Origin of the sequence: Undibacterium umbellatum (assembly GCF_014284125.1) — a bacterium.
GTDB classification, from domain to species: domain Bacteria; phylum Pseudomonadota; class Gammaproteobacteria; order Burkholderiales; family Burkholderiaceae_D; genus Undibacterium; species Undibacterium umbellatum.
The window spans coordinates 431,427-454,196 of sequence record NZ_JACOFX010000001.1 but is presented as its reverse complement, the minus strand read 5'-3'; the positions used below and the strand labels follow the sequence as shown (position 1 = coordinate 454,196).

General features: G+C 49.0%; 20 protein-coding genes. 15 read left to right on the top strand and 5 right to left on the bottom strand.

The window, feature by feature from the left end:
• Window positions 1-78: 78 nt before the first annotated feature.
• Both H8L47_RS02140 and H8L47_RS02135 read left to right on the top strand, forming a co-directional pair.
• On the top strand, window positions 79-1,023 hold the full coding sequence (locus H8L47_RS02140) for an alpha/beta hydrolase family protein (protein ID WP_222616371.1): 945 nt from the start codon (window positions 79-81) through the stop codon (window positions 1,021-1,023).
• A 172-nt stretch (window positions 1,024-1,195) separates the two neighbouring features.
• Window positions 1,196-2,377, top strand: a complete 1,182-nt coding sequence (locus tag H8L47_RS02135; RefSeq protein WP_186951585.1) for a cystathionine beta-lyase — start codon at window positions 1,196-1,198, stop codon at window positions 2,375-2,377.
• A 38-nt stretch (window positions 2,378-2,415) separates the two neighbouring features.
• On the opposite strand, the gene H8L47_RS02130 is transcribed toward H8L47_RS02135, so the two are convergent.
• The 5 genes from H8L47_RS02130 to H8L47_RS02110 all read right to left on the bottom strand — a co-directional run bounded on the left by H8L47_RS02130 (window position 2,416) and on the right by H8L47_RS02110 (window position 8,170).
• Window positions 2,416-2,655 (bottom strand): hypothetical protein, encoded by a 240-nt coding sequence (locus H8L47_RS02130; protein WP_186951584.1) that lies wholly within the window; start codon window positions 2,653-2,655, stop codon window positions 2,416-2,418.
• A gap of 172 nt (window positions 2,656-2,827) precedes the next feature.
• Entirely contained in the window at window positions 2,828-5,563 is a 2,736-nt protein-coding gene (gene acnA, locus H8L47_RS02125) for an aconitate hydratase AcnA (RefSeq protein WP_186951583.1), read from the bottom strand.
• Window positions 5,564-5,649: 86 nt separating this feature from the next.
• Entirely contained in the window at window positions 5,650-6,132 is a 483-nt protein-coding gene (locus H8L47_RS02120; protein ID WP_186951582.1) for a hypothetical protein, read from the bottom strand.
• A 10-nt stretch (window positions 6,133-6,142) separates the two neighbouring features.
• Window positions 6,143-7,114 (bottom strand): HpcH/HpaI aldolase/citrate lyase family protein, encoded by a 972-nt coding sequence (locus H8L47_RS02115; RefSeq protein ID WP_186951581.1) that lies wholly within the window; start codon window positions 7,112-7,114, stop codon window positions 6,143-6,145.
• Between the two features lie 66 nt (window positions 7,115-7,180).
• Window positions 7,181-8,170, bottom strand: coding sequence for a malate dehydrogenase (locus tag H8L47_RS02110; RefSeq protein WP_186951580.1), 990 nt, complete (start codon window positions 8,168-8,170; stop codon window positions 7,181-7,183).
• Between the two features lie 354 nt (window positions 8,171-8,524).
• On the opposite strand from H8L47_RS02110, the gene H8L47_RS02105 reads away from it, so the two are divergent.
• The 13 genes from H8L47_RS02105 (at window position 8,525) to H8L47_RS02045 (ending at window position 22,593) form a co-directional block, all read left to right on the top strand.
• Window positions 8,525-9,337, top strand: a complete 813-nt coding sequence (locus H8L47_RS02105) for a GntR family transcriptional regulator (RefSeq protein ID WP_186951579.1) — start codon at window positions 8,525-8,527, stop codon at window positions 9,335-9,337.
• Window positions 9,338-9,542: 205 nt separating this feature from the next.
• Entirely contained in the window at window positions 9,543-9,950 is a 408-nt protein-coding gene (gene sdhC, locus H8L47_RS02100) for a succinate dehydrogenase, cytochrome b556 subunit (protein ID WP_186951578.1), read from the top strand.
• Window positions 9,951-10,319, top strand: a complete 369-nt coding sequence (sdhD, locus tag H8L47_RS02095) for a succinate dehydrogenase, hydrophobic membrane anchor protein (protein ID WP_186951577.1) — start codon at window positions 9,951-9,953, stop codon at window positions 10,317-10,319.
• A 1-nt stretch (window position 10,320) separates the two neighbouring features.
• The gene (gene sdhA, locus H8L47_RS02090; protein WP_186951576.1) at window positions 10,321-12,096 is read left to right on the top strand and encodes a succinate dehydrogenase flavoprotein subunit; all 1,776 of its coding nucleotides are present in this window, start codon (window positions 10,321-10,323) and stop codon (window positions 12,094-12,096) included.
• 12 nt (window positions 12,097-12,108) lie between these two features.
• Window positions 12,109-12,819, top strand: coding sequence for a succinate dehydrogenase iron-sulfur subunit (locus H8L47_RS02085; RefSeq protein WP_162041574.1), 711 nt, complete (start codon window positions 12,109-12,111; stop codon window positions 12,817-12,819).
• A 140-nt stretch (window positions 12,820-12,959) separates the two neighbouring features.
• On the top strand, window positions 12,960-13,241 hold the full coding sequence (locus H8L47_RS02080; RefSeq protein WP_186951575.1) for an FAD assembly factor SdhE: 282 nt from the start codon (window positions 12,960-12,962) through the stop codon (window positions 13,239-13,241).
• Window positions 13,242-13,301: 60 nt separating this feature from the next.
• Window positions 13,302-14,606: a citrate synthase gene (gltA, locus tag H8L47_RS02075; protein ID WP_186951574.1), complete on the top strand. Its 1,305-nt coding sequence runs from the start codon at window positions 13,302-13,304 to the stop codon at window positions 14,604-14,606.
• Between the two features lie 285 nt (window positions 14,607-14,891).
• Window positions 14,892-17,747 (top strand): 2-oxoglutarate dehydrogenase E1 component, encoded by a 2,856-nt coding sequence (locus tag H8L47_RS02070; RefSeq protein WP_186951573.1) that lies wholly within the window; start codon window positions 14,892-14,894, stop codon window positions 17,745-17,747.
• Window positions 17,748-17,808: 61 nt separating this feature from the next.
• A complete protein-coding gene (gene odhB, locus H8L47_RS02065) occupies window positions 17,809-19,065 on the top strand; it encodes a 2-oxoglutarate dehydrogenase complex dihydrolipoyllysine-residue succinyltransferase (RefSeq protein ID WP_186951572.1) in 1,257 nt (418 codons plus the stop codon).
• A 33-nt stretch (window positions 19,066-19,098) separates the two neighbouring features.
• A complete protein-coding gene (locus H8L47_RS02060) occupies window positions 19,099-19,431 on the top strand; it encodes a PspC domain-containing protein (protein WP_186951571.1) in 333 nt (110 codons plus the stop codon).
• An 87-nt stretch (window positions 19,432-19,518) separates the two neighbouring features.
• The gene (lpdA, locus tag H8L47_RS02055) at window positions 19,519-20,946 is read left to right on the top strand and encodes a dihydrolipoyl dehydrogenase (protein ID WP_186951570.1); all 1,428 of its coding nucleotides are present in this window, start codon (window positions 19,519-19,521) and stop codon (window positions 20,944-20,946) included.
• A gap of 145 nt (window positions 20,947-21,091) precedes the next feature.
• The gene (gene zapE / locus H8L47_RS02050) at window positions 21,092-22,189 is read left to right on the top strand and encodes a cell division protein ZapE (RefSeq protein ID WP_186951569.1); all 1,098 of its coding nucleotides are present in this window, start codon (window positions 21,092-21,094) and stop codon (window positions 22,187-22,189) included.
• Window positions 22,189-22,593 carry a hypothetical protein gene (locus tag H8L47_RS02045; RefSeq protein ID WP_186951568.1) on the top strand — a complete coding sequence of 135 codons (405 nt, stop codon included), beginning with the start codon at window positions 22,189-22,191 and terminating at the stop codon, window positions 22,591-22,593. Before zapE ends, H8L47_RS02045 begins: the two co-directional genes overlap by 1 nt.
• The last annotated feature ends 177 nt before the right edge of the window (window positions 22,594-22,770 follow it).

The following is a 22,770-nucleotide window of genomic DNA, read 5'->3' as shown; positions in this document are numbered from 1 at the left end:
TCATCGAATGATTGCAGACGTGTAGTACGTCTGCAATGTCCGACCTATCTCTATGTGATTTTTTCCTGACCCATAAAAATGCTTACCATACGAAAATTCTGTGCACTTGCTTTACTATCTGCTTCAGTTTCTCAATTTGCACTTGCTGATAGCGCGCCAAATCCTGCATCCTTTGCTACATTTCGCAAGCAGTTCAAGACTCAGGTAAGTTATGACGGCGACTATCGTAGCCCGGTAGGCAACTCACCAGACAATGTGTTTAAGGCCGTACGCTATCAGTCAGCAGTGGGGCAGCTTGCCGCTATGTTGACTTCAGATCCTAAAGACGGAAAAAAACACCCAGCCGTAATCTGGATTACTGGTGGCGATAGTAATTCAATTGATGGAACATCCTTGTCAAAGGTCAAGCCGAGAGCAAATGATCAATCTGCGGCAGCCTATCGCAAAGCAGGTATTGTGATGATGTTCCCAACTTTGCGTGGCGGTAATGACAATCCGGGCAAACATGAAGCGCACTTTGGTGAGATCGATGATGTGCTGGCAGCGGCCGATTATTTGGCGCAACAACCCTGGGTTGATCCGGCCCGAATCTATCTTGGAGGCCATAGTACTGGCGGTACTCTGGTATTGATGACTGCAGAAGCCAGTAAACGATTCAGGGCAGTTTTTTCATTTGGTCCGGTCGCCAATTTGCGTGACTACGGAAACATGATACCTGTTAATTTCGACAAGATCAGCTATGCAGAGCAGGTGTCACGTGCGCCCTATTACTGGCTACCATCTGTCCAAAGCCCTTTATTCATTATCGAAGGGGTAGATGGCAATATCGATTCTTTGGAATCACTACGTAGCAAATCCAGCAATCCCAATATCCAATTTCTGTCGGTAAAAGGAGCGTCACATTTTACGATTTTGGCTCCAGGTAATGATCTTATTGCCAGAAAAATTTTGCTTGATGATGGTGTTGTCAGCAATATCAAATTGACGGAAAGTGAAATGATTAACGAGCTCTCAAAAAAATAGATCAACTCATTTGCTGTCATAGGCTTGTTCCTTTGAAGTCAGTGATACCCCAAAAAGACGCGGCAAGCGTCTTTTTTGCCATCATGGAGTGATGTGCTACATCTGCGCTAACATGCTCCAGATACAATGAACTCATTTTGAGTTGCTTGCGAATCGGGAATCAGGAATCAGCATGTCAGAAAACACTAAACCAGAGCCAGGGTTCAATACCCGTATTGTTCATAGCGAGTATGAAGCACCGGAAGGCTTTGCTGCTTTTTCAGTCGGCATCCATCATGCATCCACAGTCTTGTTTGACAATGTTGCCACCATGCGCGAGCGTAGCTGGCTGGACAAATCGTCTTATACCTATGGCTTGCATGGCACGCCCACTAGTTTTACCTTGGAAGCCAGGCTGGCAGAAATAGAGAAGGGCGAGCATTGCCTGTTGACGCCCAGTGGTCTGGCAGCGATCACACTGGTGAATATGGCTTTCCTGCAAAGCGGTGATCATGTATTGATACCGGATAATGTGTATGGCCCCAGTCGCGATCAGGCTGAATGGCTGTCGCGTAGTTTTGGTATCAGTGTGAGCTTCTACGATCCTTTAATAGGTGCTGGCATCGCCGCTTTGATAGAAGAACGCACCTGCCTGATGTGGGTGGAGGCACCTGGCTCGGTCTCGATGGAGGTGCCGGACGTGCCTGCGATATGCGCAGTTGCCCATGCGCGTGGTGTGCTGGTGGCTCTGGATAATACCTGGTCGGCAGGCATTGCATTTGCAGCTTTTGAGCACGGTGTGGATATCATCATGCAGGCGCTGACTAAATATCAAAGTGGTGGTTCAGATGTATTGATGGGGGCAGTCATTACCCGTGACGAGGCACTCAATGCCCGGCTGCAAATGGCGCACATGCGGCTGGGTTTTGGCGTGGGTATGGATGATGTCTATCTGGTCCTGCGCAATTTGCCGACACTGCAACTACGTTTCAATGCGCACGATCAAAGTGCGCGCAAAATTGCTTCCTGGCTGGCAAGTCGCCCAGAAATCAGCAAGGTTTTGCATCCAACCTTGCCAGATTGCCCTGGGCATGACATCTGGCAACGTGACTTTACTGGTGCGGGAGGCTTATTTTCTGTGTTGTTTGATGCGAAGTTTAGTGAAGAGCAAACTGACCGCTTTGTCGATAGTCTGAAATTGTTCAAGCTGGGTTATAGCTGGGGTGGGGCGCATAGCCTATGCATACCCTATCGCATACAGCATATGCGTACCAACTGGCCTGAATCCGGGATTTTGGTGCGTTTCAATATAGGTCTGGAAGACACACAAGACCTGATAGCTGATATACAGCAGGCTTTGACTATGCTGAACTAGAGAAAAGGCTGCAAGCCTGCAGCCTTTGTCGTGTCGGCTTATTTGCTGGCACTACTTGCCGCCGCGTCAGACGCTGGTGTAGCTGTCGTACTTGCTTCGGATGCTGCAGCTGGCAAACTAGCCGGGGCAGGTGCTGATGCACTGGCAGAAGCTGAATGGACTTCGGTCGGGTTATGGCCTGCAGCTTCACCTTGCATATCGACTTTATCGCCTCCTTTAAAAATCAGGAACAGGCCAGCAGCTGCAAAAATAATAAAGCCGACGAGAATTTTCCACATAATTGTCTCCAGAGTTAAATTTTTAAGATGAACTAAGCTTAGATGAACTTGCTTACATCATTCTTGCATGCTCATGCATTGAAGGAAAAACCAAAGAAAAAAGGTGAATTCCCTGAGAAATTCACCTTTTTCAATTCGTCCCTGCTAGCAGGGACGGGTTTGCTTCTATAGCTTAGGCCGCCAGCAATTGACGCAATACGAACGGCAAGATGCCACCGTGTTTATAGTAATCAACTTCGATAGGTGTATCTATGCGCAACAAGACTTTGACATCTTGTTTTTCACCGTTGGCACGGTTGATGACCAGGGTCACTTCTTGCTGAGGCTTGATTTCATCTTCTATGCCTTTCAGGTCGAAAGATTCATTCCCTGTGATGCCCAAAGTATCGACGCTGTCAGTGCCGATAAATTGCAATGGCAATACGCCCATGCCAACCAGGTTGGAGCGGTGGATACGTTCAAAAGAACGTGCGATTACCGCTTTGACGCCCAGCAATTGTGTACCTTTTGCTGCCCAGTCACGGGAAGAGCCTGTGCCGTATTCTTCACCACCGAAAATCATGGTTGGTACGCCGTCAGCAACATATTTCATTGCTGCGTCATAGATGGCCATAGGTTCGCCGGTTGGCTGGAACAAAGTTTCGCCGCCTTCAACGCGGGAACCATCTTCCTTGGCCGGGATCATCAGATTTTTGATGCGCACGTTGGCAAATGTGCCGCGCATCATGATTTCATGGTTACCACGACGTGAACCGTAGGAATTGAAATCGGCTTTCAGAACGCCGTTTTCTTTGAGCCATTTACCTGCAGGGCTGGATTCCTTGATGGAGCCGGCTGGGGAGATATGGTCAGTCGTGATGGAGTCGCCGAACACACCCAATGCGCGCGCACCAGTGATGCCAGTCGCGGCCGCTTTTGGTTCCATCGTAAAGTCAGCAAAGAATGGTGGCTCAGCAATGTAGGTGGATGCAGGCCAGTTATATACTTGACCTTCAGCGACACCCTTGATGTTTTCCCACAGCTTGCCTGGTGCGCCTTTAACGTCTGCGTAGTTTTCCTTGAAAGTCTTGGAATTCATCGCATACTTCATCAGTTTGTTGATTTCTGCGCTGGTAGGCCAGATGTCGCCCAGGAAAATGTCCTTGCCTTTGACGCGACCCACTGGCTCTGTCATCAGGTCTCTGGTCATGTTGCCAGCGATAGCATAAGCAACAACCAAAGGAGGGGAGGCCAGGAAGTTGGAGCGGATATTCGGGTGTATGCGTGCTTCAAAGTTGCGGTTGCCAGACAAGATGGCAGATGCCACGATATCGTTGGAGGCAATTGCTTCGTTCATCGCAGGTGTCAGGTCACCGGCATTACCGATACAGGTAGTGCAACCATAGGCAGTGACGCCGAAACCCAGTTTTTCCAGGTAAGGCAAGAGGCCAGCTGCTTCCAGGTATTTAGTGACGACGCGCGAGCCAGGGGCCAGCGATGTCTTGATGTGTGGGGCCACTTTCAAACCAGCTTCAACTGCTTTCTTGGCCAGCAAGCCGGCTGCCAGCAAAACGCTAGGATTGGATGTGTTGGTGCAGGAAGTAATTGCAGCGATCAGTACATCGCCGTTCTTGACTTTGACACCATCAGTATTGGTGTAGACAGCATCCAGGTCTTCTGCTTTTTTGTTGAAACCATTTTCGGAAGTTGGTTTCGAGAACAGGTCTGCAAAAGTGGATTTGACATTGCCGATTTCGATACGGTCTTGTGGGCGCTTGGGACCAGCCAGGGAGGGAGCAACTGTGGACAGATCCAGCGAAATTTCTGTGGTGTAGTCGATGTCACCAGCAGCAGGGATACCGAACATTTTCTGGGCTTTGAAATAGCCTTCGAATGCGTCGATTTCTGCCTTGGTGCGGCCTGTGCCTTTGAAGTAATCAATCGTTGCTTCATCAACAGGGAAGAAGCCCATGGTCGCGCCGTATTCAGGCGCCATGTTGGCGATGGTTGCGCGGTCTGTCAGGGACAGGGAGCGTGTGCCTTCGCCAAAGAATTCAACAAACTTGCCAACTACTTTGGCCTTGCGCAGCAATTCCGTGATTGTCAGTACCAGATCCGTTGCAGTACAACCTTCGCGCAGTGCGCCTGTCAGGTTGACGCCGACTACATCTGGTGTCAGGAAGTAAACTGGCTGGCCCAGCATGCCAGCTTCTGCCTCGATACCACCAACGCCCCAGCCAACGACGCCGATACCATTGATCATGGTGGTATGGGAATCAGTGCCTACCAGTGTATCTGGATAGAAAATTTCATTTTTCTTGGCATCTTTGACTTTGTGGACGCCACGTGCCAAGTATTCCAGGTTAACCTGGTGAACAATGCCAAACCCTGGGGGAACCACGCCAAAAGTGTCAAATGCCTGCATGCCCCATTTCATGAACTGGTAACGCTCGTTATTGCGTTGGAATTCCAGTTTCATGTTCAGGTCCAGCGCTTTCTTTTCGCGGAAATGATCGATTTGTACTGAGTGATCAACGACCAGGTCAACCGGTACCAAAGGCTCAATATTTTTCGGATTTTTACCTTGTGTGGCTGCCACATTGCGCATGGCAGCCAGGTCGGCCAGCAAAGGTACGCCGGTAAAGTCTTGCAGTACTACGCGAGAAACAACGAAAGGGATTTCGTCAGTGCGGGCAGCTGTAGCACTCCAGTTAGCTAATTGCTTGACATGCTCTTCTGTAACTTTTTTACCATCACAGTTACGCAGCACTGATTCCAGCACGATGCGAATGGAGACTGGCAGGCGTGAGATATTTACGCCGAGATTTTTTTCCAGTGCAGGCAGAGAAAAGAACTTGCCTTTCTTGGTGTCTGAAATTTTAAAATCCTTCAGGGTTTTGAATGCATCTTTGTACGCATTTTGGCTCATGGCTCTTCCTCTTATTTACAAAAATCAACGGTCAAAAAAAATTCTTACTGCAACAAACTCTCAAGTACGAGGTTTGTTGAAAATGCTTACTTAGCTGGGATTGCTGTTCCTGGTATATTTTCAACTTCGGCAATGATAGGCTCAACTGGTTTGCACTCATTGGCAAGTTGCAGACCCCTGCGTGAATCCAGTAATAGTGCTTTTGTAGGTATACCTATCCAGACGAAGCCTGCTTTACGGTTTTCAAAGCGGTGTGCACCAGTTGTGGTCTCAACGCGTGTCAGTCGATACAGGCGTTTTTTCCAGCGCATTGCCATATGCTGATCGTCATCAGGGTTGGTGTACATTGTCAATGAATTGCCAAGTTCGCACTTGTATTCAAAGTTCTTTTGCTGTTGTACGTCCGGTTCTGGTTCATCATCTTCTTTTGGGGCATCGACTTGTGTTGCTGATTTTGCGGTTTTCGCAGAAATCTTGCTCTTACCCTTCTGGGTTTCAGCAGCGTTTATACTAGTGGAAAGCAGGGCACATGCAGCAAATGCCAGGCTGATAAAAGAAAATAGTTTCATAAAAGTCTCCCTAAAGTAATTCTTGTGCTGCTGCTGGTAATACAAATGGCCCTGACTGGGCCCGTTTTAAAATTGTCCAATAATAGCGGTAACTGGCTCTGTCATGTAACTGTCCTTGCCACTGTGTTGGTCCCCAGGCCTGGTTTTTTGCCTGGGTCAGGATGGCGACAGCGTCAAGGATTTCATTTTCACTGGGTGAAAATGCCTCAATGACGGGGCGTATTTGATCCGGATGTATGCTCCACATGCGGGTGTAGCCGCATTCGCTGGCTGCGCGGCGCGCATCATTTGCTACTACGTTCACATCTATGATCTCTGTGGAGACATTATGTGAAGCGACTTTGCCATATCGGTGGCAGGCGGCGGCGATTTCCAGCTTGGCGCGCAAAACCAGTGGGTGATTGAACTGGCCAGGAGAGCGCATCGCGCTCGCAGGTATGGCGCCAAAATGGGAGGACACAAAATCCATCAAACCAAATGACAGGCATTCAACCTGTGGCAGGGCAGCAATTTGCTGCACTTCTGCAAGTGCGCCATGGGTTTCTATCAAGACGTGAACCGGTATCAATTGGCCGTTACTTTTTTTGCCAAAGTGATTAATGCGTTGCAGTGCGGCTTGCAACTCGGCAGTGTTATTGATTTTTGGTAAAACCAGGTAGGCAAGCGTGTCTGCGCATGTCGGCAGTATCAGTTCCAGGTCTTGTTCAAATGCCGCATGATGTACGTCGTGTACCCGCGCGCCCAGACGCTGGTAATGATTGTCAGAGCTGGCGACCAAAGCTGCGACCAGCTTTGCATGGGCTATCTCATTGCCAGCGGCTGCGCCGTCTTCGCAATCGAGAGTGATATCAAAAATTCCACCTAGTTCCTGTTGTAGCGCAATCGATTTGCACATCAATTTCTCAGATCCTGCGTAATGGTCGCAAACCGGCAATATAACCGGTTGAATTTGATCTTGAAAAAGTACTGTAGATGGGTGCATTACTTAAAATATCATCGTGAACCAAGGCGGATTCCAGCGAGTGCCGGAATCCGCCCCCTGACCTGATTAACCTACCAGGTGTTTGACGCCATCACGCTCTTCTTGCAGTTCTTTGAGGGTGATGTTGATGCGTTCGCGGGAGAATTCGTCGATTTCCAGACCTTCAACGATTTTGTACTCGCCATTCTCTGTCGTTACAGGGAAGCCAAACATGGTGCCTTCAGGAATGCCATAAGAGCCATCGGAAGGGATGCCCATGGTAGTCCATTTACCGTTTGTGCCCAGCAACCAGTCACGTACGTGGTCGATTGCTGCGTTCGCTGCAGAAGCCGCAGATGACAGGCCACGTGCTTCGATAATCGCTGCGCCGCGTTTGCCAACTGTAGGCAGGAATACATCCTTGTTCCAGACTTGATCGTTGATCAGGTCTTTGACAGATGCGCCGTCAACTGTCGCAAAGCGATAGTCAGCGTACATGGTTGGGGAATGATTGCCCCAGACGCACAGTTTTTCAACTGCAGCAACTGGCTTGCCAACTTTGGCAGCGACTTGAGACAAGGCGCGGTTATGATCCAGGCGCAGCATGGCTGTGAAGTTTTTCGCTGGCAGGGAAGGTGCCGACTTCATGGCGATGTAAGCATTGGTGTTGGCTGGATTGCCAACCACAAGAACTTTAACATTGCGTGATGCAACTGCATCCAGTGCCTTGCCTTGTACAGTGAAAATCTGTGCATTGGCTTCCAGCAGGTCTTTGCGTTCCATGCCTGGGCCGCGTGGACGTGCGCCAACCAGTAAGGCGACATCGATATCTTTGAACGCTGTCATTGGATCGCTGTGAGCAGACATGCCTGCCAGCAACGGGAATGCGCAGTCGTCGATTTCCATCATTACGCCTTTCAGCGCTTTTTGGGCTTTTTCGTCAGGAATTTCCAATAATTGCAGAATCACTGGCTGGTCTTTGCCCAGCATGTCGCCATTGGCGATACGGAACAGAAGGGAATAGCCGATTTGGCCTGCGGCGCCGGTTACAGCTACGCGCATAGGGGATTTCGCCATGATGCATCTCCGAAGTGGTGTGAAAACGATGTTCAAACAATTGCAGCGACTGCTAAGCCGACGCTATGAAAAAACTTAATGATACCGTTGAAAGCCCTGTCAGTCAGCCAAAATCCGCTGCAAACATGTTTTCGTCCTTTACATTGAAAGCGTTCGAACTATATTGCTTGGTGTGACAGCTGTGCGTGACAGATTGATAGCTGGTGCTGGCTTGATGCTGACGCCAACTATTTGTACGGGAGTTTAGGTCGTGCAGGGCTAAGTGTCAATCAATATCTTATGTCTTATATAAGACATATCACTTAGTAGTTTGTTCTGGACGTGGTGGGTGGTTTTGTGGTGAAATTGCAGTCTATGAACTCTATCATATCAACCGCGAATAATCCGACTGTTGTACCAACTGCTTCAGGTGCCGGGGTTGGTGCTTCTTCAGCCTCATCCTTGAATGCTTCACCTACCTTCAGTCCGTTATATCAACAGATCAAAGCGCTGATTACCCAGAGTCTGCAATCTGGTGAGTGGAAGCCAGGTGAGTTGATTCCCAGTGAGATGGAATTGGCTAGTCGTTTCAAAGTCAGCCAGGGTACGGTGCGCAAGGCGATTGATGAGTTGTCAGCAGAGAACCTGGTCGTGCGCAGGCAAGGGAAGGGGACTTTTGTCGCTACCCACCACGAGGCGCGTTCGCAATTCCGTTTTTTGCGACTGGCGCCTGATGAGGGTGTGCCACATTATCCCGAGAACCGCATCATTGAAGTCAAGCGCATGCGCGCGCCAGCAGAAGTGGCGCGTCTGCTGGACATCAAATCTGGTGATTCCGTTGTTTTTATTCGCCGCGTCCAATCCTTTTCTGGTGTTCCTACCATTCTTGATGACCTGTGGTTGCCTGGCTCCATCTTCAAAGGTTTGACGGTCGAACGCCTGAATGAATACAAGGGCCCTATGTACGGTCTGTTTGAAACGGAATTTGGTACGCACATGATAAGGGCTTCTGAACAAATCCGCGCGGTGTGTGCAGATGAGGCGGTCGCAAGTTTATTGGGTGTTGGTGTGGGTATGCCTTTGCTTAATGTTGAGCGTGTTTCCTTTACTTACGGCGATAAGCCGGTAGAGTTGCGTCGAGGTTTGTATTTGACTTTGAATCACCATTACAGGAATGAATTGAGCTAAATCAATAAATCAGATACGCCGACCGTTTTTTTTGTTCGACGTGTCCTGACCTTGTGGACGTGTGTTTGCGTGCTCTGCGCCTGCGGAGCTTTAGGTTTAAGATAGCGATATTTTGTAAATTGCGCCGAATTTTGTTGGTGCAATGCACCAAAATGAGCGAAAATTGCAAGGTTTATGTACAGACTAGTTAATGGGGAGATTATTTATGTCTGAAGTAGTAAGAGCCAAGCCACGCTTTGGTGTCATGCGCTTGATAGATGCGACCGGTTACCGGTTGCCGCTAGCAGGCTTCGTTTCCATCTTGCACCGGGCAAGTGGAATGCTGATGTTCCTGTTGTTGCCATTCATCTTGTACCTGCTAGATAAGAGTTTGACTTCAGAGTCGACATTTGCTGAATTGCAGGCTTTGACATCTGGTGTTTTTGTCAAGCTGGTTATTCTGGCTTTGTCATGGGCTTATCTGCATCATTTCTGCGCGGGTGTTCGTCACTTGTTCATGGATTTGCACTATGGTCTGAACAAGGATACTGCGCGTCAATCTGCAGTAAGTGTCTTGGTGATCAGTTTGTCGCTGACAGCATTGGTTGCGTTGAAATTGTTCGGAGTATTCTAAATGGCAAATAATAATATCGGGCCTAAGCGCCTGGTCGTGGGAGCGAGTTACGGTTTGCGTGACTGGCTGGCGCAACGCGTAACAGCCATCGTGATGGCGCTGTATACCATCATTTTGCTGGGCTTGTTTTTGACAGGTAAAAATTTCAATCAGGCTGGCTGGGCAGGCATATTTGCCATGCAATGGTTCAAGCTGGCGACATTCTCTGTTGTTGTTTGCCTGCTGTACCACGCCTGGGTTGGTATGCGCGATGTCTGGATGGATTATGTGACGCACAATGTATTTGTTCGTCTGGTATTTCAAGTTGCCACTATTCTGTGGCTGATTGCTTGTGCTGGCTATGCTGCACAGATTTTGTGGAGAGTATAAAGTGGCTGCAATTAAATCCACAATCCCTAGCCGCCGTTTTGATGCGGTCATCATTGGTGCTGGTGGTTCCGGCATGCGTGCTTCGCTGCAACTGGCTGAAGCTGGCCTGAATGTTGCTGTACTGTCGAAAGTGTTTCCTACCCGTTCTCATACTGTAGCGGCTCAGGGCGGTATCGGTGCTTCACTCGGCAATATGTCGGAAGACAACTGGTACTGGCATATGTTTGACACGGTCAAGGGTTCTGATTACCTGGGTGATCAGGATGCGATCGAATTCATGTGTCGTGAGGCGCCAAAAGTTGTATACGAACTTGAGCATTTCGGCATGCCATTTGACCGTAATGCTGATGGTACGATTTATCAGCGGCCATTCGGCGGTCATACTGCCAACTTTGGTGAGAAGGCTGTGCAACGTGCTTGCGCTGCGGCTGACCGTACTGGTCATGCTTTGTTGCATACACTTTATCAGCGCAATGTGCGCGCCCGCACCCATTTCTTTGTTGAATGGATGGCAATCGACCTTATCCGTGATGCGGATGGTGATGTGCTGGGTGTCGTTGCGCTGGAAATGGAAACTGGCGAAGTCATGATGCTGGAAGCCAAAACCACGATATTTGCTACTGGTGGTGCAGGTCGTATCTGGGCTGCCTCCACCAATGCCTTTATCAATACCGGTGATGGCATGGGCATGGCGGCGCGTGCTGGTTTACCACTGGAAGATATGGAATTCTGGCAATTCCACCCAACCGGTGTTGCTGGTGCGGGTGTGTTGATTACAGAAGGTGTGCGCGGTGAGGGCGGTATTCTGATCAATAGTCAGGGTGAGCGTTTCATGGAGCGCTATGCGCCTACCTACAAAGATTTGGCTCCACGTGACTTTGTTTCCCGCTCCATGGATCAGGAAATCAAAGAAGGTCGTGGCTGTGGTCCGAATAAAGATCACGTCATGCTGGATTTGCGTCACATCGGTGCTGACACCATTCAAAAACGCTTGCCGTCAATCCTCGAAATCGCCCACAAGTTTGCCAACGTGGATGCGACCAAGGAACCGATTCCTGTCGTTCCTACCATTCACTATCAGATGGGTGGTATCCCGACCAATATTCATGGTCAGGTTGTTGCACCTAAAAATGGTGGTAGTGAAGTCGTCAATGGCCTGTATGCAATCGGCGAGTGCGCCTGCGTATCCGTACACGGTGCCAATCGTCTGGGTACTAACTCTCTGCTCGATTTACTGGTGTTTGGTCGTGCAGCAGGCAACCATGTTGTTGCCAGCAAGCTCAAAGAACGCAGCAACAAGGATTTGCCTGCTGATGCAGCGGATCTCGCGTTGTCACGTTTATCCAAGCTGGAAACCAGCACTGGTTCCGAGCGTGTGCAAGACGTTGCCAATGATATTCGTGCCAGCATGCAGCAATACTGCGGCGTCTTCCGTACTGATGAATTGCTGCAAACTGGCTACAAGAAAATTATGGAGCTTGATGAACGTCGCAAGCATGTTTCTTTCAAGGATAAATCCAAGGTCTTCAATACAGCGCGCGTAGAAGCGCTGGAACTGGATAACCTGATCGAAACAGCCAAAGCAACGATTACATCTGCTGCCGCCCGTAAAGAATCCCGTGGTGCTCACGCCCACCGGGATTATGAAGAGCGCGACGACGTTAACTGGATGAAGCATACCTTGTGGTATTCCGAAGGCAATCGCCTCGACTACAAGCCGGTCGTGACCAAACCACTGACCGTAGAACCCTTCAAGCCGAAACCACGTACATTCTAAAGAGATATCGATATGGCACGTACATTAAAATTTAAAATCTACCGCTACGATCCGGACAAGGATGCCAAGCCTTACATGCAAGACTTGACCGTAGAACTGCAAGACACTGACAAGATGTTGCTGGATGCATTGCAACGCATTAAATCTGACGTTGATGACTCTTTGGCGCTACGCCGCTCATGCCGTGAAGGCGTGTGTGGTTCTGATGCGATGAACATCAATGGCAAAAATGGCCTGGCATGTACCACCAATCTGAATGAATTGAGTGAGCCTATTGTCTTGCGTCCTTTGCCTGGCTTGCCTGTCATCCGTGATTTGATCGTGGATATGACGCAATTCTTCAAGCAATACAATTCCATCAAGCCTTACCTGATGAATGATTCTATTCCTCCGGAAAAAGAACGTCTGCAGTCTCCTGCGGAACGTGAAGAGCTCGACGGCTTGTATGAGTGCATCCTGTGCGCATGCTGCTCTACATCATGCCCATCTTTCTGGTGGAATCCGGATAAATTCGTTGGACCGGCAGGTTTGTTGCAGGCTTATCGCTTCATTGCTGATTCACGTGATCAGGCAACTGGCGAACGTCTTGATAACCTTGAAGATCCGTACCGTTTGTTCCGTTGCCACACCATCATGAATTGTGTGGACGTCTGTCCTAAAGGTCTGAATCCTACCCGTGCTATCGGTAAGATTAAAGAACTGATGGTCCGTCGCGCAGTCTAATTCTGTAATCTAGATTCGCAGTCTAGGTTTGCAGTTCAGTTTGCATATCAGCGATGTCTCAGGGCATCGCTGCTATTTCATGCGGTTTTCCAGGTAAGCTGAGAGCCGCATGAAATAGTCAGTATGGAAGAGAATTAATTATGTCTGAGTCACAAGCTATATCCCATCAAAACGACCCGGTAAAGCGTGCACGTTTGCGATGGCGGGCAAGGCGCGGTTTGCTTGAAAACGATTTGATCTTGACGCGTTTTCTGGATGCCAATGAAGAATCCCTGACAGATGAGGAAGTGGATGCCTTCAGCCGCCTGATGGAATTGCCAGACAATACATTAATGGATCTGATTATGGCCAAGAAACAAGCCGAAGCCGAAGTCGATCTGCCTCATGTTCATGCATTATTGCTGCGCCTGCAAACGGCGTAAGTCAATTTGATTTTTGTGTTTTTTTGATTAACGACTCACCTCTTATCTGAAGGAAGAGCCATGACAAATTCTGAAACAAAAGCCACCCTATCATTCTCCGATGGCTCACCAGCCCTGGAAATGCCGATTTACAAGGGCTCAATTGGTCCCGATGTCATCGACATCCGTAAATTGTATGGTTCTACCGGCATGTTCACCTATGATCCAGGTTTCATGTCCACGGCAGCCTGCAATTCTTCTATTACTTATATCGATGGCGACAAGGGTGAATTGCTGTATCGCGGTTACCCAATTGAGCAACTGGCTGTTAATGGCGGCGACTTCCTGGAAACCTGCTATCTGTTGCTGAATGGCGAATTGCCAAATGCTGCGCAGAAAACTGAATTTGTTGCGACCGTCACCAATCACACCATGGTGCACGAGCAGATGCAATTCTTCTTCCGTGGCTTCCGCCGTGATGCGCATCCTATGTCAGTATTGGTCGGTACAGTCGGTGCTCTGGCATCTTTCTACCATGATTCGCTGGATATCAATGATCCGCATCACCGCGAAGTATCAGCGATCCGCCTGATCGCCAAGATGCCGACACTGGTAGCAATGGCCTATAAATATTCTATCGGTCAGCCTTTCGTGTATCCGCGAAATGACTTGTCGTATAGCGCGAACTTCATGCACATGATGTTCTCTACACCATGTGCACCGTACAAAACCAATGAAGTGCTGGTACGTGCTCTGGATCGTATCCTGATCCTGCATGCAGATCACGAGCAAAATGCTTCTACATCGACAGTTCGCTTGGCCGGTTCTTCTGGTGCCAATCCATTTGCCTGTATCGCTGCTGGTATCGCATGCTTGTGGGGTCCTGCTCATGGTGGTGCAAATGAAGCTGCATTGAGCATGCTGGAAGAAATCGGCAGTGTCGACAATATTCCTACCTTTATCGCTCAGGTCAAAGACAAAAACTCTGGCGTGAAGCTGATGGGCTTTGGTCACCGTGTTTATAAAAACTATGACCCTCGCGCCAAACTGATGCGTGAAACCTGCTATGAAGTGTTGCAAGAATTGGGTCTGCAAGATGATCCATTGTTTAAGCTGGCAATGGCACTGGAGAAAATTGCGCTGGAAGACGAATACTTCGTCAGCCGGAAACTGTATCCTAACGTCGATTTCTACTCTGGTATCGTACAACGCGCGCTGGGTATCCCAACTGCATTGTTCACAGGTATTTTTGCTCTGGCGCGTACAGTAGGCTGGATCGCTCAATGGAAAGAAATGATTTCTGATCCTGAGCAAAAAATCGGTCGCCCACGTCAATTGTTTGTTGGCGCAGCTAAACGTGATGTGCCAGCGATAGATAAACGTTAATCTTTAGCTATTATATGTTGTTGTAAAAAGCGAGTCTTCAAGACTCGCTTTTTTTTTCTTCAGTAATTATGCTATGCTTCGCCACGAAAGTAATTTTCACAGATAGCTTTCGTGATCCAATCAAAAATCATATCCAATTAACATGTTTTTTGATTTGATCTCGAGGATAGTTTGAACTAAGCCCTTCCCCACAACTTGATGTGCAATCCGCTAACCGGTCAGGCCGTGTCGCGGAAGGTTAGATTAACCCGCTAATCTCGCGAAACGCGAAGAAAGGTGAGCAAGATGATGCAACAATATAACGCTAACTCTTACTTGTTCGGCGGCAATGCGCCGTATGTAGAAGAACTGTATGAGGCGTACCTCAATAATCCCGGTTCTGTTCCTGATAATTGGCGCGCGTATTTCGACGCCATGCAAAATGTGCCTGCCGTCGACGGCTCTGCCAAACCTGACGTCGCACACGCACCCGTTATTGCATCGTTTGCTGAACGTGCCAAACAAGGCCCGATACGCACAGTCAATGCGACTGCAGACGCTGAAATGGGACGCAAACGCGTCGCTGCACAACAACTGATCGCCGCTTATCGTTTTCTTGGTAGTCACTGGGCCAACCTGGACCCGCTGCAACGCCAGGAACGTCCAAGTATTCCTGAACTGGAACCAAGTTTCTATGGCTTTACCGATGCCGATATGGATATACAGTTCAATATCAGCAATACCTATTTCGGGCCAGAAACTGCATCATTGCGCGACCTGCTGAATGCCCTGCGTGATACTTACTGCCGTTCCATCGGTGCTGAGTTCATGTACATCAGTGACCCGACAGAAAAGCGCTGGTTGCAACAAAAGCTGGAAGCGATACGCTCCACACCATCTTTCTCTCCTGAAAAGAAAAAGCACATCCTTGATCGCCTGACTGCGGCTGAAGGCCTGGAACGCTATCTGCATACCAAATATGTTGGTCAGAAGCGCTTCTCCCTGGAAGGCGGCGAAAGCTTTATCGCCTCCATGGATGAAACCATCCAGCGCGCTGGTGAGCGCGGTGTGGAAGAAATCGTTATCGGTATGGCCCACCGTGGTCGTCTGAACGTACTTGTCAATACCCTGGGTAAAATGCCTCAGGATCTGTTTGCTGAATTTGAAGGCAAACATGGTGACGACTTGCCCGCTGGCGACGTTAAATATCACCAAGGCTTCTCGTCGGATATTTCTACGCCAGGTGGTCCGGTGCACTTGTCGCTAGCGTTCAATCCTTCCCATCTGGAAATCGTTAATCCAGTGGTTGAAGGCTCTGTCAAAGCGCGTATGGATCGTCGCGGCGACAAAGATGGCTCACAAGTTTTGCCTATCCTTGTACACGGCGATGCCGCGTTTGCAGGGCAGGGCGTGGTCATGGAAACCCTGAATCTGGCGCAAACACGCGGCTACGGCACAGGTGGTACTGTGCATATCGTCATCAATAACCAGATCGGTTTTACAACTTCTGATCCACGCGATTCACGTTCTACCCTGTATTGCTCCGACGTTGTCAAAATGATCGAGGCACCGGTATTGCACGTCAATGCAGATGATCCAGAAGCCGTTGTCCTGGCTACCCAGATCGCTCTGGATTACCGTATGGAATTCAAGAAGGATGTCGTCGTTGACATTATTTGCTACCGCAAACTTGGTCACAACGAGCAAGATACGCCTGCATTGACACAGCCTTTGATGTACAAGAAGATTGCTCAGCATCCAGGCACACGCCGTATGTACGCTGACAAGTTGGCTGCGCAAGGCACTATCCCAGCGGATGGCGGCGATCAGATGGTCAAGGCTTACCGTGATGCAATGGATGCAGGCAAGCATACCCATGATCCGGTCATCTCCAACTTCAAAAACAAATACGCTGTTGACTGGATTCCTTTCCTCAATCGTAAATGGACAGATGCTGCTGACACAGCAGTACCGTCAACTGAATTGAAGCGTCTGGCAGAACGCATTACTACCGTGCCTGAAGGATTCAAGCCGCATAGCCTGGTAGAAAAAGTTCTGGGTGACCGTGCAGCCATGGGTCGTGGCGATATGAACCTGGACTGGGGCATGGGCGAGCATCTGGCATACGCATCCCTGGTATCTTCCGGCTATGCTATTCGTCTGACAGGCCAGGATGCAGGCCGCGGAACTTTCGTTCACCGTCACGCTGTCTTGCATGATCAAAACCGTGAACGTTGGGATGCAGGCACTTATATTCCTCTGCAAAACATTTCTGATAAACAGGCACCATTCACTGTCATTGATTCCGTCTTGTCTGAAGAAGCGGTATTGGGCTTTGAATATGGTTACTCCACTGCAGAACCAAATACGCTGACTATCTGGGAAGCACAATTCGGCGATTTTGCCAATGGCGCCCAGGTTGTTATCGATCAGTTCATCAGCTCTGGTGAAGTGAAATGGGGTCGTGCATCAGGTCTGGTCATGATGTTGCCGCATGGTTATGAAGGCCAGGGCCCTGAGCATTCATCCGCGCGTCCTGAGCGTTTCCTGCAACTGTGTGCTGACAATAATATGCAAGTGGTTCAGCCTACTTCTGCGTCCCAGATTTTCCATCTGTTGCGCCGTCAGATGATACGCATGTTCCGCAAGCCTCTGGTCATCATGACACCGAAGTCCTTGCTGCGTAACAAGGATGCAGGTTCACCATTGTCTGATCTGGCCAAAGGCAGCTTCCATACGGTGATTGGTGAAGTTGACGAGAAGATCGATGCGAAGAAAGTCAAACGCGTCATCGCTTGTTCAGGCAAGGTGTATTACGATCTGGTTAATGCCCGTAAAGAGCGCGGCCAGGCTGATACAGCGATTATCCGCGTTGAACAGTTGTATCCGTTCCCGCATAAGAGCTTTGTCGCTGAGTTGAAAAAATTCCCGAACATGGCGGAATTGGTTTGGGCACAAGATGAGCCGCAAAATCAGGGACCATGGTTCCAGATCCAGCACAATATTTTTGAAAGCCTGGAAGAAGGTCAAAAACTTGCTTATGCAGGTCGTCCAGCCAGTGCATCGCCAGCTGTCGGTTACTATGACAAGCACTATGCACAGCAAAAAGCATTGCTGGAAACGGCATTTTCCAAACTCAAAGGCTTTGTCCTGACCAAATAATGACGCGATGCGACATCTGAAGCTGATGTCGCATTTGGCTACCCGAATCGGAGAGTAAAAAATGGCAATTATCGAAGTAAAAGTTCCTCAGTTATCTGAGTCTGTCGCAGAAGCAACCCTGTTGTCCTGGCATAAAAAAGTTGGCCAGGAAGTCAGCCGCGACGAAAACCTGATCGACGTGGAAACCGACAAAGTCGTACTGGAACTGCCAGCGCCTGACGCTGGTGTGATCACGCAAATCATCAAGGGCGACGGCAGCACTGTCGTTGCTGGCGAAATCATTGCGATTATCGATACTGATGCATCTGCAAAAGTAAGCCCTATGGAAGTATCTGCTGCTCCAGTAGCAGTTGCTGCTGCCACATCTGCACCTGCTGATGCAAAATCTTCTGCTGGCGTAGCGATGCCTGCAGCAGCGAAAATCCTGTCAGAAAACAATCTGACTGCTGCACAAGTTGACGGTTCCGGCAAAGATGGCCGTGTTACCAAAGGTGATGCACTGGCAGCCGTAGCCGCCAAACCTGCTGCAGCACCAGTAGTTGCTCCTCTGGCTGCTCCTGCAGCTGGCAAGCCAGCACTGCAACAAGTGGCTGCTCCGACTATCGCCAGCCTGGGTGACCGTCCTGAAGAACGCGTACCGATGAGCCGTTTGCGTGCCCGTATCGCTGAACGTCTGGTGCAATCGCAATCCACTAATGCAATTCTGACGACATTCAATGAAGTCAACATGGCCCCTGTCATGGACTTGCGTAACAAGTACAAAGACAAATTTGAAAAAGAACATGGCGTGAAACTGGGTTTCATGTCCTTTTTCGTCAAGGCTGCCGTTGCTGCATTGAAAAAATACCCTATCATCAACGCTTCTGTCGACGGCAATGATATCGTTTATCACGGTTACTTTGATATCGGTATCGCAGTTGGTTCTCCGCGCGGCCTGGTAGTACCTATTCTGCGCAATGCGGATCAAATGACAATTGCTGAAATCGAGAAGAAAATCGGCGAATTTGGTGCCAAGGCAAAAGACGGCAAACTGACACTGGACGATTTGTCTGGTGGTACTTTCTCTATCTCGAATGGTGGTACTTTCGGTTCCATGTTGTCTACACCTATCATCAACCCACCACAATCCGCAATTTTGGGCGTGCATGCGACCAAGGACCGTGCTGTGGTTGAAAATGGTCAGATCGTGATCCGTCCTATGAATTACCTGGCTATGTCATATGACCATCGTATTATTGATGGACGTGAAGCAGTTCTGGGTCTGGTGGCAATGAAAGACGCGCTGGAAGATCCAGCACGCCTGTTGCTTGATCTGTAATTCTGGTTCAACCTACAAAGCGAGAATCATTTCGTGAATATCGCTGACGAAATCAAACGTCTGCATGAACTGCATCAGGCAGGAGCCCTGTCTGATGCAGAATTTGCACAGGCCAAGGCCAGATTGCTGGCAACCGGCGACACTTCTGCGTCTGGCAATCAACAAGGCCAGGGATTTAACCATCTGAACCAGTTCCGCAGGTCTAAAAAAGACCAATGGCTGGGTGGTATCTGTGGTGGTTTGGGACAATTTACCGGACTGGATTCCTGGATCTGGCGTTTGATGTTTGTCTTCTTCAGTCTTTACTTTGGTGCCGGCGTAGTGGCTTATCTGCTGGCCTGGATATTCATCCCCGAAGACAGCTGAAAAGCACAAAGCGAAGAGTGAACTTCACGGCTAAAGTCATGGCTGGATTCAGCGCTAAATTCATATACACAAAATCAGGATATTTTCATGAGCAAACAATTTGACGTTGTCGTTATTGGTGGTGGTCCCGGTGGCTATATTGCAGCAATCCGTGCTGCCCAACTGGGGTTTTCTACTGCCTGTATCGACGCATGGACCAATGAAAAAGGTGGCCCGGCTCCAGGCGGAACTTGCACTAACGTAGGTTGCATCCCATCCAAGGCACTGTTGCAGTCTTCCGAGCACTATGAGCATGCTGGCCATGCTTTCGCTGACCACGGTATCAATGTACAAGGCCTTGGCCTGGACGTTGCCAAAATGCTGGGTCGCAAGAACACTATCGTCAAGCAAAACAATGACGGTATCCTGTTCCTGTTTAAAAAGAATAAAGTGACTTTCTTCCACGGCCATGGTTCGTTTGTTAAAGGCGATGCAGGTGCTTATGAAATCAAGGTTGCTGGCAAGATGGAAGAAACCATCACTGGCAAACACATCATCGTGGCAACGGGCTCGAATGCACGTGCATTGCCTGGTGCTGCATTTGATGAAACGACTATCCTGTCGAACGATGGTGCATTGAAGATCGCAGAAGTACCGAAAAAACTCGGTGTGATTGGCGCTGGCGTCATCGGTCTGGAAATGGGTAGCGTCTGGCGTCGTCTGGGTGCTGAAGTGACAGTGTTGGAAGCATTGCCAACTTTCCTCGGTGCTGTGGATGAGCAAATCGCTAAAGAAGCGCACAAGCTGTTCGTCAAACAAGGTCTATCCATCAATCTGGGTGTCAAGATCGGTGAAATTGTCAATGGTGGCAAAGATGTGACTGTCAACTACACTGACGATAAAGGTGCTGAACATAAAGCTGTTTTCGACAAGCTCATCATTTCCATCGGTCGTACACCTAACACCAATGGTTTGAATGCAGAAGCAGTGGGCCTGCAACTCGATGAACGTGGCTTCATCGCTGTTGATGGTGATTGCAAAACAAACCTGGCAAATGTTTGGGCAGTGGGTGACGTGGTACGTGGCCCTATGCTGGCACACAAGGCAGAAGAAGAGGGCGTAGCCGTGGCTGAGCGTATCGCTGGTCAGCATGGTCATGTTAACTTCAATACCATCCCTTGGGTCATCTACACATCACCAGAAATTGCATGGGTAGGTCGCACTGAACAGCAATTGAAGGCAGATGGTGTGGCATATAAAGCCGGTACTTTCCCATTCATGGCGAATGGCCGTGCTCGTGCTTTGGGTGATACCTCAGGCATGGTCAAGTTCCTGGCTGATGCAACGACAGATGAAATCCTGGGCGTGCACATTGTTGGTCCTATGGCGTCTGAATTGATTTCCGAAGCAGTGGTTGCGATGGAATTCAAGGCGTCGGCAGAAGACATCGCCCGAATTTGCCATGCACATCCATCCCTGTCTGAAGCAACCAAAGAAGCAGCATTGGCAGTTGACAAGCGTTCACTGAATTTCTAATTCAGCTTGTATGTTTGAACTTGGGGCGCAATATCGCGCCTCTACTGGCAACGCACTCTGTCCTCAGTTTAATTGGGGTGGAGTGCGTCGCTTTTTACCCACTTGCCTCGTACAGGCAAGTCAGCAAAGATAGTATCCCTCGCCCATGAATGTCATAGAGTATTATCAGGATGCCTTGAGTCAACGCGGTTTTCAGGCCGACGAAGCACAAAAGCGTGCGGTTGACCGTTTGCAGACGGCCTATGAAGAATGGGTGGAGTATAAGGGTAAGCGCGCAAATAGATTGACGCGCTTGATTACCCGCCCTGAAGTGCCACGTGGCGTTTACATGTGGGGTGGAGTAGGGCGCGGCAAGTCATTTTTGATGGACAGTTTTTTTTCCGTTGTGCCCGTCGTCAGGAAAGCCCGTCTGCATTTCCACGAATTCATGCGTGCCGTGCACAGGCAGTTAGATGAGCTCAAAGGAGTGGCAGATCCACTGGATGAAGTCGCCCGCAGAATCGCAAAAAAATACCGTCTGATTTGTTTTGACGAATTCCATGTCTCAGACGTGGCAGATGCGATGCTGCTGTACAACCTGCTCAATGCCCTGTTTGAAAATGGGGTGTCCTTCGTAATGACATCCAATTACCAGCCTGATACCTTGTATCCTGATGGCTTGCACCGTGACCGCATGTTGCCGACCATCGCCTTGCTGAAAGAAAAGCTTGATATCCTGAACGTGGATTCTGGTAATGATTATCGCAAGCGCGCACTGGAGCAAGTACAGGCTTACATGACGCCACTCAATGCCGCTACTGACAAGGCATTGCGTGACAGTTTTGCACGTGTTGCAGAAACCAGCGATGAAGATCCGCATGTTGATGTTGAAGGCCGTAATCTGAAGTCACTGCGTCGTGCCGGCAGCGTTATCTGGTTTGATTTTGCCACGCTTTGTGGTGGTCCGCGTTCACAGAATGATTATCTTGAAATCGCAAGTCGCTTTCATACAGTGATATTGTCTTCAATTCCGCGCATGTCAGCAGCCATGTCGTCCGAGGCCAGGCGGTTCACCTGGTTGATAGACGTGTTTTATGACAACAAGGTCAAATTAATTATGTCCGCAGAAGTGCCGCCTGAGGAACTTTATACCAACGGTACCTTGTCTAATGAATTCCACAGAACAGTGTCCCGCATTATAGAAATGCAATCAAAAGAATACATGGATGCTGATCAACGCCAACTTGCGGAGAGTATTGTTTAATGAATCGTCTATTGTCTGTCACTCTCGCATTGCTCGTGCAAATGATGCTTGCTGCACATGTGCTGGCCATGCCAGGTAGTAATGAGTTGACGTTAATTGCCAATTTGACTGTCAGCCTGGATCAAAAATATGCAGCAGGTAGCATCACCACCTCAGAACAAGCAGAGATCGCATTGAAAGAAAGTAATGCAGCGCAACTGCGCTTGCAAAGCTGGTATGAGCAGTCAGAACGAGCTTGTCATCAGACTTTTTTTGTCAACGATTGCCTTAGTGATGTCAAACTGCAGCGTCGCCTGTACATCGTGTCCCTGCAACGAATTGCTCTGGAAGCCAAGGCACTGCAGCGCAAATTACGTATCGATCAGTTGGATAAGGAATTGGCGCAAAAACAGATCAAGCCGTAAGCTATACAATGTTTGTAACTGACTGTAAGCCCATATGCCAGTTCATTTCCAAATGCCTGGATGTATTTGTTCTGTATTCGGATGAACTGAAAATACGGCACATGTATTTTAGTAACGATTCCCCAATGCAGACAGCGATATAAGTATTGCAAGTCTTTAGAAATTTCCTTACAGTCT

Excerpts from the sequence above, each read along its gene's own strand:
- zapE (WP_186951569.1), top strand. The coding sequence starts at position 21,092 with ATGAATGTCATAGAGTATTATCAGGATGCCTTGAGTCAACGCGGTTTT.
- H8L47_RS02080 (WP_186951575.1), top strand. The coding sequence starts at position 12,960 with ATGTCTGAGTCACAAGCTATATCCCATCAAAACGACCCGGTAAAGCGT.
- H8L47_RS02115 (WP_186951581.1), bottom strand. The coding sequence starts at position 7,114 with ATGCACCCATCTACAGTACTTTTTCAAGATCAAATTCAACCGGTTATA.
- odhB (WP_186951572.1), top strand. The coding sequence starts at position 17,809 with ATGGCAATTATCGAAGTAAAAGTTCCTCAGTTATCTGAGTCTGTCGCA.
- H8L47_RS02110 (WP_186951580.1), bottom strand. The coding sequence starts at position 8,170 with ATGGCGAAATCCCCTATGCGCGTAGCTGTAACCGGCGCCGCAGGCCAA.
- lpdA (WP_186951570.1), top strand. The coding sequence starts at position 19,519 with ATGAGCAAACAATTTGACGTTGTCGTTATTGGTGGTGGTCCCGGTGGC.
- H8L47_RS02140 (WP_222616371.1), top strand. The coding sequence starts at position 79 with ATGCTTACCATACGAAAATTCTGTGCACTTGCTTTACTATCTGCTTCA.
- H8L47_RS02105 (WP_186951579.1), top strand. The coding sequence starts at position 8,525 with ATGAACTCTATCATATCAACCGCGAATAATCCGACTGTTGTACCAACT.
- acnA (WP_186951583.1), bottom strand. The coding sequence starts at position 5,563 with ATGAGCCAAAATGCGTACAAAGATGCATTCAAAACCCTGAAGGATTTT.
- sdhC (WP_186951578.1), top strand. The coding sequence starts at position 9,543 with ATGTCTGAAGTAGTAAGAGCCAAGCCACGCTTTGGTGTCATGCGCTTG.
- H8L47_RS02045 (WP_186951568.1), top strand. The coding sequence starts at position 22,189 with ATGAATCGTCTATTGTCTGTCACTCTCGCATTGCTCGTGCAAATGATG.
- sdhD (WP_186951577.1), top strand. The coding sequence starts at position 9,951 with ATGGCAAATAATAATATCGGGCCTAAGCGCCTGGTCGTGGGAGCGAGT.
- H8L47_RS02070 (WP_186951573.1), top strand. The coding sequence starts at position 14,892 with ATGATGCAACAATATAACGCTAACTCTTACTTGTTCGGCGGCAATGCG.
- H8L47_RS02120 (WP_186951582.1), bottom strand. The coding sequence starts at position 6,132 with ATGAAACTATTTTCTTTTATCAGCCTGGCATTTGCTGCATGTGCCCTG.
- H8L47_RS02085 (WP_162041574.1), top strand. The coding sequence starts at position 12,109 with ATGGCACGTACATTAAAATTTAAAATCTACCGCTACGATCCGGACAAG.
- H8L47_RS02135 (WP_186951585.1), top strand. The coding sequence starts at position 1,196 with ATGTCAGAAAACACTAAACCAGAGCCAGGGTTCAATACCCGTATTGTT.
- H8L47_RS02130 (WP_186951584.1), bottom strand. The coding sequence starts at position 2,655 with ATGTGGAAAATTCTCGTCGGCTTTATTATTTTTGCAGCTGCTGGCCTG.
- gltA (WP_186951574.1), top strand. The coding sequence starts at position 13,302 with ATGACAAATTCTGAAACAAAAGCCACCCTATCATTCTCCGATGGCTCA.